Raw genomic sequence first — 13,555 nt, 5'->3', positions numbered from 1 at the left:
TGAGATCGGAATGAGGAACCTGTTGCAACGTGCGCTTCAGCCAGCGGCGCTCCTGTGGCTGGCCGCCTCGGCCGGGGCTGTCCTCCTGGCCATGCGCCTGGAGCTTCTGGAGGGACTCTATCAGTTCTCCAGGCTGCACGAGGACTGGGAGATCGACGAGTTCTTCGCGATCTCCATCGTGGCCGGGGTGACGTTGCCGCTGTTCCAGTGGCGCTGGAACCGCAGGCTGGCGATGGCCCAGCGCCAGACCCGCGAGGCCCAGGACGAAGCGCAGCGGGTCGCCCTGCAGGACCCGCTGACCGGGCTGCCGAACCGCCGCGCCGTTCACGAGTACGCCATGCGAGCGGCCGAACGGGAGGGGCCGGGCGGCGTGACGCTGCTGCTTCTCGACCTCGACCGGTTCAAGCCGGTGAACGACCTGCGTGGCCACGACGCGGGGGACCTGCTGCTGCGCGCGGTCGCACAGAGGCTACGACAAACCTGCCCCGAGGACGCCATGGTCGCCCGGCTGGGCGGAGACGAATTCGTGGTCGTGCTTGCGCGCGCCGACGCCTCCGGAATGGGGGAGACGCTGGCCCAGCACATCCTGCAGGCCCTGACGGAGCCGTTCGATTTCGACGGGTGGTCGGCGGGCATTTCCTGCTCCATCGGCGTGGCTGACTGGATGCCGGGACTGGGGTCGGCGGACCTGCTGCGGATGGCCGATCAGGCCATGTACCGCGCCAAGCAGTCCGGTCGCGACGGCTGGTCCCGCTTCGACGGTCCCTTGGGCGATCGTCAGCGGGAGCGAGCCGCGCTGGAGCAGGATCTGCGCGTCGCGCTGGCCATCGGGGCGATCACGCCCTGGTTCCAGCCGATCTGGGCCATAGGCGGCCGGTCGCTGCGCGGCGTCGAGGTGCTGGCGCGCTGGATCGACCCCCGCCGCGGCTTCGTGCCTCCCGATGTCTTCATCCCCCTGGCCGAGGAGCTGGGGCAGATCGAGCGCCTGTCGGAGCTGGTGCTGGACCGGGCCTGCGCGGCGGCGGCGGCCTGGCCTTTGCCGCTGCCGTTCTCGTTCAATCTCTCGCCCCGGCAGTTCGCCGATCCGAATCTTCCCCGCCGCATCCTGGAGATCCTGGGGCGGCACGGGCTGCCGGGCTCGCGGCTGGAGATCGAAATCACCGAACGGGCCGTCCTGGCCGATATCGACGTGGCACGGCGGATCGTGCGGGATCTCGCGGAGGCCGGCGTGCGGGTGTCGCTGGACGACTTCGGGACCGGGACTTCGAGCCTCGCCATCCTGACCCAGCTCCCCATCGACCATATCAAAATCGACCGGAGCTTCATCGCCGGCGTGGATCGGCTTCCCGAGCGGGGCAAGATCGTCACGGGCGTCCTGGCCTTGGCCGAGTCGCTGGGGCTGTCCGTCACCGCCGAAGGGATCGAACGCGACGAGGAGTTGCGCTTCCTGCAGCAAAGACACTGCGCCCGGGGACAGGGCTTTCTTCTGGGGCGCCCGCAACCGGCCGAGGGCATTGCGCAGCTGCTGGCCGACGAGCCAGGAATTCTGCAAGACGCCGGCTGACGTGGCCTGCCGTGGAGGATCGGCCGCTGCCACAGGTCAGGCTTGTGAACGGGAGCCGAACACCAAGCTCAACTTAACGGCGTTGCCTTTAGTATCATATCGTACTATATAGTGCGATGTGAAACTATGGAGGCGGCCATGACCCTGACGCGGCGTCGAATGCTGGGCCTTGTCGGCGGAGGCATGATTCTTGCGGCGGGAGGCGGAGCCGGATGGGCGGCAACGCGCGAGCCACAACTGGCGGGGCGTCCATGGCAACTCGCCGGAACCTACGAGGGCCCGCGGGAACGGGCCCTGTCCTGGGCGCTGCTGGCGCCCAACCCCCACAATCGCCAGCCTTGGATCGCGGATCTGCGCGAGGAGGGCATCGTGACGCTGCGCGCCGATCTTGGTCGGCTGCTGCCGGAAACGGATCCGTACAGCCGCCAGATCACCATCGGGCTCGGCGCCTTTCTGGAACTGATGCGGATGGCGGCCGCCGCGGACGGATACCGTGTGGAGATCGTTCCGTTCCCGGACGGGGAAGACCCCAGTGAACTCGATGGTCGGCCGGTTGCGCGCGCGGTGTTCCTCAAGGAGCCTGATGTCGCACGAGAGCCGCTGTTCGCGCAGGCGCTGGCCAGGAGATCGAACAAGGAGCCTTTCGACATGACCCGTCCCGTGCCCGCTGCGTCCTTGGAGCGGATCGGTGACGTGGTTCGAGGAACACGCTTCGGAAACACGGTGACGGAGGCCGAAGTCGTGGCTCTCCGCGCGCTCACGCGCGAAGCGCTGCGGATCGAGGTCGAAACGCCCCGGACTTTTCAGGAAAGCGTGGACCTGTTCCGCATCGGCTGGCGCGAGGTGGATGCGAACCCCGACGGAATCGACTTCACCGGACCGCTGTTCGAATCACTGCGGATGGCGGGCCTCTTCACGCGCGAGGCGGCGGCGGATCCTTCGTCGCAGGTCTACCGGGCCGGGCTTGATGCGGTCTTTGCCAATGCCGACAGCGCGATGGGACATCTGTGGCTGGTGTCGCGGGACAACTCGCGCGTCGGGCAGTTGGCGGCGGGAGTTGACTGGCTGCGGGTGAACCTTGCGGTGACCACCGAGGGGTTGGGCGTGCAGCCGCTGAGCCAGGCGCTGCAGGAATATCCCGAGATGGATGGACTCTACCGGGAGATCCATGCGCGGCTTGCCCCCGAGGGCGGGACGGTCCAGATGTTCGCGCGGGTGGGCTTCGGCGCGGTTGTCCCCCCGAGCCCCCGCTGGTCGCTGGAGTCGAAGATTCGGAATGCCTGACACCACCACGGACCTGTGGTTCCGCGTGCTCAACGAAGTGGCGATCATCGACCAGCTCGCCCGCGCGTTATTCGAGGCGCGGCTGCCGTCCGGGTTCCTCGTGTCCCATTTCTCGGTGCTGAACCATCTGATCCGCGTAGGGGACGGGCGCACGCCGCTGGAACTGGCGCGCGCCTTCCAAGTGCCCAAGACCACGATGACGCACACGCTGGGCGGGCTGGAACGGGCGCACCTCGTCGAGATGCGGCCCAACCCGGAAGACGGTCGATCCAAACGCGTCTGGATCACGGAAGAGGGCCGCGCCTTCCGGGAGGAGGCCATCGCCGGGCTGGGGCCCGATGTGGCGCGGCTTGCGGCGCTTGTGCCCGAGGAAACCATGGCGGCCTTGGTGCCGGGACTCGAGGCGCTGCGCCGGGCGCTCGATGCCGACCGGGACCGTCCTGGTCCGCCGTGAGCACGGCTGGCTGGCCGTGACGTCCGGGGCTCGGTGACTGGCCCTTGGCAGGTCGGGCCCGGACCCATGGGCGCGGAGACCGGAGGTCCCGCCCCCCGTGTCAGGCGGTGTGAGCGCCCTCGGCCAAGGAGCGGACGAAGGCCAGGACCTCGGCCGGGCTGCGTCCCTGCGCCATCTCGGCGACGATGGCCGAGCCCACCACCGCACCATCGGCGACGGAGGCAATCTCGCGGGCGGCCTCGGGGGTGCGGATGCCGAAGCCCACGATCACGGGCAGGTCGGTCGCGGCCTTGATGCGCGCGACCTCGGGGCCCACGTCCGTGGCCTGCGCGGCGGCCGCGCCGGTGATACCGGTGATCGAGACGTAATAGACGAAGCCCGAGGTGTTCTGCAGCACCTTGGGCAGGCGGCGGTCATCCGTGGTCGGCGTGGCGAGGCGGATGAAGTTCAGGCCTGCCTTCTGGGCGGGGATGCAGAGCTCGTCGTCCTCCTCGGGCGGAAGGTCCACCACGATCAGGCCGTCGATCCCGGCCTCCTTGGCCTGCGCGAGAAAAGTGTCCACGCCGCGCGAGTGGATCGGGTTGTAGTAGCCCATCATGACGATCGGTGTCTGGTCGCCGGTCGCGCGCAGGTCGCGGGCGATCTGGAGCGTGCGGTCCAGCGTCTGGCCGTTGGCCAGCGCCCGCTGTCCGGCGAGCTGGATCGTCGGGCCGTCGGCCATGGGGTCGGTGAAGGGAAGCCCGAGCTCGATGATGTCGACGCCGGCGGCGGGCAGGCCCAGGACGATCTCGCGCGAGGTCTCGAAGTCGGGGTCGCCGGCCATGATGTAGGAGACGAAAGCCTTGCGGCCCTGTTCCTTCAGCCGCGCGAAGGTGTCGTCGATGCGTGTCATGCCAAGCTCCCCCGTGACGGTCCGGGGATGCGACAGGACGCGGGGAAAGGCAAGGACCCCGGCCCGCCGGGCAGCATGCGGGCCGGGGCGGGCGGGCCGGGGGAGGAGAAACCGGCCCGCCCTGTCGGGGGCGCCCTCAGGTCGGGTGCGCCTCGGTCTCGGCCACGGCGGCGGGGTCGGCGGACTGTGACGCCGCCTCGGGTGCCGTGGAGATGATCCAATGGGTGCCGAAGCGGTCGCGGACCATGCCGAAGCCGCGCGAGAAGAAGGTCGGCGCGAAGGGCTGGATGACCGTGCCGCCATCGGTCAGGCGATCAAAGGCCTGATGTGCTGCCGCGGGTTCCGGAAAGGTCTGCATGACCGAGACGCCCTGCTGCGGGTGGCCTTCCATCCCCGGAGGGACGTCGGAGGCCATGAGCATTCCGTCGCCCAGGCGAAGCTGGCCGTGCATGACGCGATCGGAGCCCTTGGCCGCCTCGGAGGCGTTGGGGCTGTCGGCGTAGCGCAAGAGGGCGAGGTCGGTGCCGCCCAGCGCGCCTGCGTAGAAGGCCAGCGCCTCGGCGCAGTCGCCCCGGAAGTGGAGATAGGGGATCGTGGGCATGGGAGCCTCGGGTCCTTGGCCGGGCAGGGGTGCCCGGCCTTGGGCAAGATGGGGCGCGGCGCCGCTCAGGCCATGGCAAAGGCCGGATCGGCCATGGCCTGTTGCGGTTCGGTATCAATCATCCAGCGGGTGCCGAAGCGGTCGGTGAAGGCGCCGAAGCCGGGGGACCAGAAGGTGGGCTCGTAGGGCATCTCGATCGCGCCGCCGTCGGCGAGGGCGTCGAACAGACGGCGGCCCTCGGCCGTGTCGCGGACGGTGAGGCAGATGGAATTGCCTGCCATCGGCTGCGCCTGCGACCAGTCGGAGGCGTAGAGCAGGCCGTCGCCGATCTTCACCGAGCCATGCATGACGTGATCGGGGTGGCCGCCCATCGACTGCCCTTCGGGGGCATCGCGCTCGCGCATCAGCTCGGGCTCGGGCGAGCCGAAGATGCGGGCGTAGGCGCGCAGCGCTTCTTCGCAGGTGCCCTTGAAGAAGAGATAAGGAATCGGGGTCATGGCGTCGTCCTCCGGGTTGGGTGGCGTCAGGTTACCATGTTCATGTTTCGTTCCAAAGCGCCGAGTTGCCCTTAGGTCATTTTCTGCCGATGCCGGGTGAAGGAGGACCGTCGCGCACCTAGATGGTGGGACATGAACTACCTGCTCGCCCTTCTCCTCCCGCCCTTGTCGATCCTGCTTGCAGGTCGGCCCTTTCTGGCCGTCGTGGTGTTCCTGTTCTGGGTGCCCGCCATCATCTTCTCTGGCGGGTTGGGACATCCGATCTTCGTGCTGCTCGCCTGGATCATCATCTGGCAGCGGCAGGAGGACCGGCGTGCCCGGCGATACGACCGTTAGGCCCCGCCACGCGGCGCCGGCATCGCATCCACCATCCAGCGCGTGCCCCAGCGATCGATGAGGCGTCCGAAGCCCGGCGACCAGACCGTGGGCTGGTAAGGCGTCTCGACGCGCCCCCCAATGGCTAGGGCGTCGAACACGCGCCGCCCTTCACCCGGGTCGGAGAGCGTGAGCGCCACGGCGTGACCGGGTTCGGTTCGCGCGGGATCGGCGAGGCGGCGCCAGCCCGAGCGGGTCCGTATGGCCGTGTAAAGGACGCGGGAGCGGGCCGGGGGGCGAAAGATCGCGGCATAGGAGCGCCGCGCCTCGTCCAGGCCCTCGATGCGGATGCGGGGAATGGTCATGACCGATTCCTTTCCCTTGGGGCGACTCATAAACTACCACGTTCCTGTTTTGTTCCCAAGCCTTGCTTGCGGTGGGGCCAAGGTCGCCCTAGAAGCGCGGCGTTTCGGCCACGGAGGGGATCATGGGCTTTCGCATGGGGATCGTGGGGCTGCCCAACGTGGGCAAATCCACCCTGTTCAACGCGCTGACGCGCACGGCCGCCGCGCAGGCCGCCAACTTCCCGTTCTGCACCATCGAGCCCAACGTGGGTGAGGTGGCGGTGCCCGACCCCCGGCTGGACAGGCTGGCGGAACTGGCCAAGTCGCGCCAGATCATCCCGACGCGGATGACCTTCGTGGACATCGCGGGGCTGGTGAAGGGCGCGTCCAAAGGGGAGGGGTTGGGGAACCAGTTCCTCGCGAACATCCGTGAGACGGATGCCATCGCCCATGTGCTGCGCTGCTTCGAGGATGGGGACATCACCCACGTCGAAGGCCGCGTCGATCCCGTTGCGGACGCCCAGACCATCGAGACCGAGCTGATGCTGGCGGACCTCGAGTCGGTCGAGCGGCGGCTCCAGAACATCCAGCGCAAGATCAAGGGCGGCGACAAGGAGGCGGTGGAGCAGGAGGTGCTGCTCAAGCGCGCCCAAGCCGCGCTGTCCGATGGCAAACCCGCGCGAACGGTGCAGGTCAGCGACGACGAGCGGCGGGCGTGGCGGCTGCTGCAGCTCCTGACCTCCAAGCCCGTGCTCTACGTCTGCAACGTCAACGAAGACGATGCGGCCGAGGGAAACGCCTACTCGGCCCGCGTGGCCGAGATGGCCCGCGCCGAGGGCAACAGCCATGTCGTGATCTCGGCCCGGATCGAGGAGGAGATCGCCCAGCTTCCGCCCGAGGAGCAGACGGAGTTCCTAGAGACGATGGGGCTGGAGGAGGCCGGGCTCGACCGGCTGATCCGCGCGGGCTACGAACTCCTGCACCTCCAGACCTACTTCACGGTCGGACCCAAGGAGGCGCGGGCCTGGACGATCGGGCAGGGGACGCTGGCCCCGCAGGCGGCTGGGGTGATCCACGGCGACTTCGAGAAGGGCTTCATCCGGGCCGAGACCATCGCCTACGACGACTACGTGACTTATGGCGGCGAGGCCGGGGCGCGGGACGCGGGCAAGCTGCGCGCCGAGGGCAAGAGCTACGTCGTCAAGGACGGCGACGTGATGCACTTCCTGTTCAACACCTGAGGCGCGTCGGTCCCGATCCCGGACCGGCGGACAGGCTGACGTAAGGGCGCCGTATGCTTGTCGCTCCTGTTTCAAGGACGGGTGCGGGAGGGTCTTGAGGCCGGCTTGCCTGCCTGGGGACCCTTGGCCTGTTTGCCTGGACGGGTCAGCCCGCGTTCGCTCAGGCGCCTTAGGACTGGGCCGCCGCGCTCGCCACCGATCAGGGGCGGCGGTGGGAGGAGCCGGCGGAGCCGTTCCGCATCGTGGGACCCATCAGCTTCGTCGGGACGCGCGGGCTTGGCATCTGCCTGATCGAGACGGGCGACGGGCTGATCTTGATGAACACGGGGATGCCCGGCTCGGGCCCGATGATCGAGGAGCCGATCCGGGCCCTGGGGCACGATCCGGCGGAGATCGAGATCCTGCTGGCCGGGCACGCCCATGTCGATCACGTGGGCGGCCATGCCTAGATGAAAGATCTGTCCGCCGCGCAGATGATCATGCTGGATACCGAGGTGCCGCTGATCGAGAGCGGGGGCAAGCTGGACTTCCATTACGCCGACGGGCCCGCAACACGGCCTTCAATCCCGTCGAAGTAAACCGCGTGCTGAGGGGCGGGGACCGCGTAACGCTGGGCTAGGTCGTTTTGGAGATCATCGCGACTCCGGGGCACACGATGGGCTCCGCGACCTTCGCGATGGGCGGCGGACGGGTCTACCGCGTCGTGTTCCCGGACGGTACGAAGATCGATCCCGGCACCCGCGTCGAGGTCGATCCCTCCTATCCGGGGATCGGCGGCGACCTGCGGGAGACCTGTCACCGGCTGGAGATGCTGCACCCGGACACCTGGCTGCCGCCCCACAACCCGGTCGTCGATCTTTGGGGCAAGCGCGGGCGCGCCGCGACCGGGGGCACGGCGGCCTGGTTGGACCCGGACGGGTATCGGCGCTTCATCCGGCTGTGGCGCGAAGCTCTTGAAGCGGAGTTCAAGGCGGAACGGGCCGTCGCCGGGCTCACGCGATGAAGGGGGGCGTCACTCCTCCCGCTCGGTCGTGAAGGCCAGCGGGTAGCCGGCCTGGCTGCCCATATCGGTAGCCTGCCGGGCCTTGGTCTCGGCCACCTCCTGCGTGTAGACGGCGACCACGCAGGCGCCCTTGCGGTGGGCGGTCAGCATGACGCCCAGCGCTTCGGCTTCGGTCATTCGGAACACCGCCTTGAGCACCTTCACCACGAAGTCGCGCGGCGTGAAATCGTCGTTGAGCAGGATGACCTTGTAGAGGCGCGGCCGTTCGGTCCGCGTCTTGGGCTTGGGCAGGAGGACGAGGTCGGGCATGGCCGAGGCGGGTGTCCTGTGTCCGGTCGCCTGCAAGATAGCATTCGCTCCCGATCCCGGAAGGGGCGGTCAGGCGGCGAGCAGGCGCTCCAGATGCTCGCGGGCGGCGGCGAGGTCATCGCGGAAGCGCTCGGTCTCCATCTCGCGCGCCACGGGGTCGGGCAGGCGGAGGAGAAAGCTCGGGTGCACGGTCAGGAAGACGGGCAGGCCCTCGGGCCCGTCCTCGATCTGGCCCCGCCGCTTCAGGATGCCATCGCGTGATCCGGTGAGGCTTTCGGCGGCGGAGGCCCCCAAGGCCACGAGAAGCCGGGGCTTCACGAGGTCGATCTCCTGCCGGAGCCACCATTGGCAGGCCGAGATCTCGCTGCCGTTGGGGCTTTGGTGCAGTCGATGGCGGCCCTTGAGCGTGTACTTGAAGTGCTTGACGGCGTTGGTGAGGAACACGCGGCGCCGGTCGATGCCGGCCTGGACCATGATGTCGTCGAGAAGCTGGCCCGCGGGACCCACGAAGGGACGGCCTGCAAGGTCCTCCTGGTCGCCCGGCTGCTCGCCCACCAGCATCAGGGGCGCATCGGGCGGCCCCTCGCCGGGGACGACCTGCGTGGCCTCGCTGAACAGGGGGCAGCGTGTGCAGGCGGCCTCCTCGGCGCGCAGGCCGGCGAGCGAGCCCGAGTCGGGCGGAGGCGCGGCAGGCTGCTTGGGGCGGGCGGCGATGGCTTTGGCGTAGAAGGGCGCACGGGTCGGCGCGGCCTCGGCCATGGCGCGGACGCGGGATTCGGCCGTCTGGAGGAGATCGGGAATCGCGGCGGTCTCGGGGAGGTTCTTCCAGTACTTCTTGGGCATTTCCGCGAGCATCCGGTCGACCTTGACGCGCGCCGGATTGAAGATGTGGCGGAAGTAGGTGAGCCACAGGTCCTCGGCTGCGTCGTCGGGGAGGTCGGGACGCTCGGCGCCCTCCTCGAATGTCACTACGCCATCCTCAAAGCGGGCCACGAGGTCGGGAGTGGCGATGAGCCAGTCCATGTCCGCGAAGCGTCTGGCGAAGAAGGGGGCCGCGGGTTCGAGCGTATGGTGCGCGGGCTCGAACCAGGCGGCGAACTTGCGGCGGGAGGCTGCGCGCTCGCCGACCTCGCGGAAGCGCACGAATGCCTTGAGCTTGTGAAGATCGCGATGGACGGCCCGCTCCATCTGCCGGAGCGCCACGAGATCGCGGTCGGCGGCGTCCTGCATGAGCTGGGGCTCGGTCCGCAGTCGCCAAAGGACGGCGTAAAGGCGGGCGAACCGCTCGGGGTGGCTGTGCCAGACGACCTGAGATGCGAGGTGGACGAAGCTCTCGGGCACGCGGATGGCGCCGACCTTGGCCGCGGGCGGCGCCTCGTCCTCGGTGAAGAGCACGGCCTCGGTCGGGCCGCGGCTCCAGGTGATCCCTTCGGGCGGGATGCGGGCCGAAAGGCAGGCGCGCGCGGCCTCGCGCCAGGCCTCGGCCGTGCCGACCTTGGGAAGCGTCACATGGGGCATGGAGTTCATGTATTGTTCGCGCATCCGAGTCGCAACGTGAGAGCAACGCCCGAGTCTGGCAAGGGGTCCCGGAGCGTGGCGGGATCAGAACAGGGACAGCTGCCGTGGCTCGGGCGCGAAGCGGGCACGCAGATCCTTGTGGTCGGTGAGTGCGCCAGGGCTCCAATCGGTAAGCGCGATGAAAGGCCGGGCCTTCTTCAGCGTCGTCCCCATGCGCAGGAGGTCATCGTAACGGAGCGTCCGGTGGCGGCGTGTGCGCAGGATGCGGTCCACCGACTTGGTTCCAAAGCCCGGCACGCGCAGCAGCATCTCGCGGTCGGCCCGCTGCACGTCCACCGGAAAGCGGTCGCGGTGCTGCAAGGCCCAGGCAAGCTTGGGGTCGAGGTCGAGGTCGAGATTGCCTTGCGAGGCGATCTCCTCGGGCGCGAACTCGTAGAATCGCATGAGCCAGTCCGCCTGATACAGCCGATGCTCGCGCAGGAGGGGAGGCTGCACCAGCGGCAGCTTGGCCGTGGCGTCGGGGATGGGCGAGAAGGCAGAATAGTAGACGCGCTTGAGCCCGTAGGAGCCGTAAAGGCGCGCGGACTGCTTCAGGATCGTGGCGTCGTCGGTCGGATCGGCGCCGACGATCATCTGCGTGGACTGCCCGGCGGGAATGAACTTGGGCGCCGGGGTGCCCTTCAGCGTCGTATCCGAGGCGGCCTCCTTGCGCAGGCGAAGGTCGGCCATGTGCCGGCGGATCTCGGCGGGGTCCTTCTCGGGCGCAAAGGCGGCGAGGCTGGCCTCCGTTGGCAGCTCGATGTTGACCGAAAGGCGGTCGGCGTGGAGCCCCGCCTCGGCGACGAGTTCCGGCGATGCGCCAGGAATCGTCTTGAGGTGGATGTAGCCGCGGAAATCGTGCTCCACCCGCAGCGTGCGGACGATGCGGACCATGTCGCGCATGGTGTCGTCCGGGCTCTTGATGATGCCCGAGGACAGGAACAGCCCCTCGATGTAGTTGCGCCGATAGAACTCGAGCGTGAGTTCCACGACCTCCTCGGGCGTGAAGCGGGCGCGCTGCACGTTCGACGACACCCGGTTCACGCAATAGGCGCAGTCGAAGATGCAGAAGTTGGTCATCAGGATCTTGAGGAGCGACACGCAGCGGCCGTCCGGTGTGAAGCTGTGGCAGATGCCGTTGCCGTCCGTCGACCCCAGGCCCTTGCCATCGCGCGAATCGCGCTTGGCTGTGCCCGAGGAGGCGCAGGAGGCATCGTAGCGCGCCGCGTCCGACAGGATCGCGAGCTTCTCTTGGAGGGTCAGGGCTGTCATAACGTTCAGGTAATGTTCATGCCGCTTTCGTGCAACGCCTGCGACAGTCTGCCCACATTCCGGGCAGGCAGGAACGACTGCTTCATTGGTGATCGGGCGACGGATCTTACGGATCGGGGCCACCACGAACGGGGATCACGATCTTAGAAGCTTGCTGCCATGGGGGGGCGTTTTCGCCTTGTTTTCCCCGGCCCGTCCCCCTACACACGCCCCCGGAAACGTGGACGAGTGGTCGAAGGCACACCCCTGCTAAGGGTTTTTAGGCCTCTGATCCATAAGGGTTTTTCGGCCCAAATCGACGAATTGACCGAAAGTTGCCAAGGTAGTGCTCCGCGCCGAGAACCGGCCTGACGAGTCCTCGCAGCACGCCCAGCAGCCTCAGTTATCGATCATTCGCCGTTGGTCTTGAGCCACCTCAGGAGCGCCTCCCCCGCCGTCCGCTTCCGCGAGGTGGCGAAGTTGACAAACGGCTTGATGGAGGCGGAGCCGTTCGCGAAAGGGATCAACCGCTCTGTGCCGAACGCCGCCGAGGTCACGCAGACGACCAAGGGCGAGACAAACGGCTGTCCGTTCTCCTTCACCTTGTAGCCCAGAATCTCCTCCCAGTGTGGGCCCGGTGCGAGCTCCTTCCGCCACCCCGTGAGATGCTTTGGACCCACGGAGGCGATGATGATGTCAGGCTCGAGGGCTTGGACGGCGAGTTCGAAGAGTGCCCGGCCCGGTCCCCTCAAGCTCTCCCGGGTAGCCGCGTCGAGCTTGGACCAGGTGGGATTGGTGGCGATAGGCGAGCACAGGTCGAGGTGGAGGGCGGTCCGGCGGTTGTCACGGCCCCGCATGTGGCCGCCGTAGGTCGCTCCCATCCCGTTCAGGACATGCTCGAAGTTGCCGAACCATCTCGTGTAGGGTTTATGCTTGAAGTAGTTGGACAGCTGGGTTTCGAGCCCCTCCTGCCCGGACAGCCCCTCCTTAAGGTCGAAGCGCGCCGGGCCGCCGACCGGGAACTCTTCGCGCGAGGGGTTCAGGGCGGCTGTCACGATGCGGAGGTCGGAGGCATCGTAGGCCTCCACATCCCCGAAGTAGGGGATCGGGAGGGAGTTGGTGACGACATGGGGCAGATCCCGCACTTCCGCATGGTGCACGAGGTTGCGCTCGTAAAGAGCCCCGCGTATCGGCGTCATCCTCGTTATCCAGCTTGCATCGTATTTATAGAGGGGCATCAGGCTCGATTGCGACCGAAAAGGTAATCGTTCAGCACCGGATGGAGACCCTGACGGTCGAGCCGGCGGTACCCTGCCCTGAGGGCGACCGACTATCGCGCAGCCGTCGCCAGCGCCTCTGGGAAGTCCATGGCCGTCTCCGTCCAATAGGTTGCCAGTAAGCCACGGATCAGATCTCCGCTTGCCCTTGTTCCGTCGGCGCCGGCAGGCCACGCTGGCCCAAGGGGTCTTGGACCAAGCAGGCAGTATATTGGGGAGATCATCATGGACGCGGCGATTGGTGAGCCGTGGCTCGCGCCTTGGAACGCGAGGCTACAATCACTCAAACAACAGAGGCGAGCTGAAGCTTGATCGAGTGGCTCGTCCTCAGGGAATTGCAGCCCTCTTCGGTCTCGGAAGTTCCAGCACATCGTCGGTTCGCGATGAGCTGCGGAGGCCGGTCTACGTGCCGCCGGCTCGTCCAGCCGAGCTAACTCTGACAAGCGACGACTTCCCGGAATGGAAGGCGCTATGGGATAGGTCGATCGACCGCTCCAAATGGATCCGAGCCGGAACGGCAGCGCGTCTTCTGTCGAGCTACAGCTACCCGGGCACCAACATAATCCGGTCGAGCCAGTTCGAACGAAGCCGGAACAGCATCCAGAAGGCTCTCGACGCAGAGTTCGCGGCCGCCAATGTCACCTTCATGCCCGCCCAGAAGGAGCGACTGAGGCCCTTCTTCGCAACCGTGGAGAAGAATCCGCTGACGGACGAGCAGGCCGAAGCGTGCATCTGTATGGACGCCGCCGATCAAATCGTCGCGGCCGCGGGCTCGGGTAAGACCTCCACCCTGGTGGCCAAGACAGGCTATCTCCTGCTTGAAGGTCTGGCCAAACCCGAGGAGATCCTGCTTCTGGCCTTCAACGCCACTGCGGCCCGTGAACTCGCCGAACGTCTAGGCTCAGGACCTGTAAGCGCTCTGGCGTTTCAGCGGCTTAGCTGATTCATCCGGCCCGACTTCGGAGG

The 13,555-nt window shown here is 67.6% G+C and carries 17 protein-coding genes; 9 read left to right on the top strand and 8 right to left on the bottom strand.

The window, feature by feature from the left end:
- The first annotated feature begins 22 nt into the window (after positions 1-22).
- From FHG71_RS13485 to FHG71_RS13475, 3 genes are all read left to right on the top strand, one after another.
- Positions 23-1,564 carry a putative bifunctional diguanylate cyclase/phosphodiesterase gene (locus FHG71_RS13485; RefSeq protein ID WP_176559421.1) on the top strand — a complete coding sequence of 514 codons (1,542 nt, stop codon included), beginning with the start codon at positions 23-25 and terminating at the stop codon, positions 1,562-1,564.
- Positions 1,565-1,690: 126 nt separating this feature from the next.
- Positions 1,691-2,848: an Acg family FMN-binding oxidoreductase gene (locus FHG71_RS13480; RefSeq protein WP_425467360.1), complete on the top strand. Its 1,158-nt coding sequence runs from the start codon at positions 1,691-1,693 to the stop codon at positions 2,846-2,848.
- Positions 2,841-3,302, top strand: coding sequence for a MarR family winged helix-turn-helix transcriptional regulator (locus FHG71_RS13475; RefSeq protein ID WP_139082214.1), 462 nt, complete (start codon positions 2,841-2,843; stop codon positions 3,300-3,302). The genes FHG71_RS13480 and FHG71_RS13475 overlap by 8 nt, the downstream gene beginning before the upstream one ends.
- Before the next feature lie 100 nt (positions 3,303-3,402).
- Here the strand turns inward: FHG71_RS13475 and trpA are convergent, their stop codons facing one another.
- From trpA to FHG71_RS13460, 3 genes are all read right to left on the bottom strand, one after another.
- On the bottom strand, positions 3,403-4,194 hold the full coding sequence (gene trpA / locus FHG71_RS13470) for a tryptophan synthase subunit alpha (protein ID WP_139082213.1): 792 nt from the start codon (positions 4,192-4,194) through the stop codon (positions 3,403-3,405).
- A 136-nt stretch (positions 4,195-4,330) separates the two neighbouring features.
- Complete coding sequence (locus tag FHG71_RS13465) at positions 4,331-4,795, bottom strand: VOC family protein (protein ID WP_139082212.1); 465 nt, start codon at positions 4,793-4,795, stop codon at positions 4,331-4,333.
- Between the two features lie 65 nt (positions 4,796-4,860).
- Positions 4,861-5,292: a VOC family protein gene (locus tag FHG71_RS13460; protein WP_139082211.1), complete on the bottom strand. Its 432-nt coding sequence runs from the start codon at positions 5,290-5,292 to the stop codon at positions 4,861-4,863.
- 132 nt (positions 5,293-5,424) lie between these two features.
- Here FHG71_RS13460 and FHG71_RS13455 point away from each other — a divergent pair, with 132 nt between their 5' ends.
- Positions 5,425-5,628 carry a hypothetical protein gene (locus FHG71_RS13455; RefSeq protein WP_139082210.1) on the top strand — a complete coding sequence of 68 codons (204 nt, stop codon included), beginning with the start codon at positions 5,425-5,427 and terminating at the stop codon, positions 5,626-5,628.
- Here FHG71_RS13455 and FHG71_RS13450 read toward each other — a convergent pair.
- Entirely contained in the window at positions 5,625-5,972 is a 348-nt protein-coding gene (locus FHG71_RS13450; RefSeq protein ID WP_139082209.1) for a VOC family protein, read from the bottom strand. The two genes, FHG71_RS13455 and FHG71_RS13450, sit on opposite strands and share 4 nt — an antisense overlap.
- A 122-nt stretch (positions 5,973-6,094) precedes the next feature.
- Between FHG71_RS13450 and ychF the strand changes: the two genes are divergently transcribed.
- The 4 genes from ychF to FHG71_RS13435 all read left to right on the top strand — a co-directional run bounded on the left by ychF (position 6,095) and on the right by FHG71_RS13435 (position 8,195).
- Positions 6,095-7,192 (top strand): redox-regulated ATPase YchF, encoded by a 1,098-nt coding sequence (ychF, locus tag FHG71_RS13445; RefSeq protein WP_139082208.1) that lies wholly within the window; start codon positions 6,095-6,097, stop codon positions 7,190-7,192.
- A gap of 242 nt (positions 7,193-7,434) precedes the next feature.
- Positions 7,435-7,641, top strand: coding sequence for an MBL fold metallo-hydrolase (locus FHG71_RS13440; protein WP_139082207.1), 207 nt, complete (start codon positions 7,435-7,437; stop codon positions 7,639-7,641).
- Positions 7,642-7,770, top strand: a complete 129-nt coding sequence (locus tag FHG71_RS24585) for a hypothetical protein (RefSeq protein ID WP_281281968.1) — start codon at positions 7,642-7,644, stop codon at positions 7,768-7,770.
- A 77-nt stretch (positions 7,771-7,847) separates the two neighbouring features.
- A complete protein-coding gene (locus FHG71_RS13435) occupies positions 7,848-8,195 on the top strand; it encodes an MBL fold metallo-hydrolase (RefSeq protein WP_139082206.1) in 348 nt (115 codons plus the stop codon).
- Positions 8,196-8,204: 9 nt separating this feature from the next.
- Here the strand turns inward: FHG71_RS13435 and clpS are convergent, their stop codons facing one another.
- From clpS to FHG71_RS13415, 4 genes are all read right to left on the bottom strand, one after another.
- Positions 8,205-8,504 (bottom strand): ATP-dependent Clp protease adapter ClpS, encoded by a 300-nt coding sequence (clpS, locus tag FHG71_RS13430; RefSeq protein ID WP_139082205.1) that lies wholly within the window; start codon positions 8,502-8,504, stop codon positions 8,205-8,207.
- A gap of 69 nt (positions 8,505-8,573) precedes the next feature.
- A complete protein-coding gene (locus FHG71_RS13425) occupies positions 8,574-10,022 on the bottom strand; it encodes a UdgX family uracil-DNA binding protein (protein WP_139082263.1) in 1,449 nt (482 codons plus the stop codon).
- Positions 10,023-10,106: 84 nt separating this feature from the next.
- Positions 10,107-11,333: a putative DNA modification/repair radical SAM protein gene (locus FHG71_RS13420; RefSeq protein ID WP_139082204.1), complete on the bottom strand. Its 1,227-nt coding sequence runs from the start codon at positions 11,331-11,333 to the stop codon at positions 10,107-10,109.
- 389 nt (positions 11,334-11,722) lie between these two features.
- Positions 11,723-12,511 (bottom strand): hypothetical protein, encoded by a 789-nt coding sequence (locus FHG71_RS13415; RefSeq protein WP_139082203.1) that lies wholly within the window; start codon positions 12,509-12,511, stop codon positions 11,723-11,725.
- Between the two features lie 484 nt (positions 12,512-12,995).
- On the opposite strand from FHG71_RS13415, the gene FHG71_RS23995 reads away from it, so the two are divergent.
- Positions 12,996-13,532, top strand: coding sequence for a UvrD-helicase domain-containing protein (locus tag FHG71_RS23995; protein WP_139082202.1), 537 nt, complete (start codon positions 12,996-12,998; stop codon positions 13,530-13,532).
- The last annotated feature ends 23 nt before the right edge of the window (positions 13,533-13,555 follow it).

The sequence above is a fragment of the Rubellimicrobium roseum genome (assembly GCF_006152145.1).
Classification (GTDB): domain Bacteria; phylum Pseudomonadota; class Alphaproteobacteria; order Rhodobacterales; family Rhodobacteraceae; genus Rubellimicrobium; species Rubellimicrobium roseum.
This window is presented reverse-complemented; position numbering and strand designations above follow the sequence as displayed.

Excerpts from the sequence above, each read along its gene's own strand:
- FHG71_RS13465 (WP_139082212.1), bottom strand. The coding sequence starts at position 4,795 with ATGCCCACGATCCCCTATCTCCACTTCCGGGGCGACTGCGCCGAGGCG.
- FHG71_RS13455 (WP_139082210.1), top strand. The coding sequence starts at position 5,425 with ATGAACTACCTGCTCGCCCTTCTCCTCCCGCCCTTGTCGATCCTGCTT.
- FHG71_RS13425 (WP_139082263.1), bottom strand. The coding sequence starts at position 10,022 with ATGCCCCATGTGACGCTTCCCAAGGTCGGCACGGCCGAGGCCTGGCGC.
- FHG71_RS13475 (WP_139082214.1), top strand. The coding sequence starts at position 2,841 with ATGCCTGACACCACCACGGACCTGTGGTTCCGCGTGCTCAACGAAGTG.
- FHG71_RS13480 (WP_425467360.1), top strand. The coding sequence starts at position 1,691 with ATGGAGGCGGCCATGACCCTGACGCGGCGTCGAATGCTGGGCCTTGTC.
- FHG71_RS13420 (WP_139082204.1), bottom strand. The coding sequence starts at position 11,333 with ATGACAGCCCTGACCCTCCAAGAGAAGCTCGCGATCCTGTCGGACGCG.
- clpS (WP_139082205.1), bottom strand. The coding sequence starts at position 8,504 with ATGCCCGACCTCGTCCTCCTGCCCAAGCCCAAGACGCGGACCGAACGG.
- ychF (WP_139082208.1), top strand. The coding sequence starts at position 6,095 with ATGGGCTTTCGCATGGGGATCGTGGGGCTGCCCAACGTGGGCAAATCC.
- FHG71_RS13460 (WP_139082211.1), bottom strand. The coding sequence starts at position 5,292 with ATGACCCCGATTCCTTATCTCTTCTTCAAGGGCACCTGCGAAGAAGCG.
- FHG71_RS13450 (WP_139082209.1), bottom strand. The coding sequence starts at position 5,972 with ATGACCATTCCCCGCATCCGCATCGAGGGCCTGGACGAGGCGCGGCGC.
- FHG71_RS13435 (WP_139082206.1), top strand. The coding sequence starts at position 7,848 with ATGGGCTCCGCGACCTTCGCGATGGGCGGCGGACGGGTCTACCGCGTC.
- FHG71_RS24585 (WP_281281968.1), top strand. The coding sequence starts at position 7,642 with ATGAAAGATCTGTCCGCCGCGCAGATGATCATGCTGGATACCGAGGTG.
- FHG71_RS13415 (WP_139082203.1), bottom strand. The coding sequence starts at position 12,511 with ATGACGCCGATACGCGGGGCTCTTTACGAGCGCAACCTCGTGCACCAT.
- trpA (WP_139082213.1), bottom strand. The coding sequence starts at position 4,194 with ATGACACGCATCGACGACACCTTCGCGCGGCTGAAGGAACAGGGCCGC.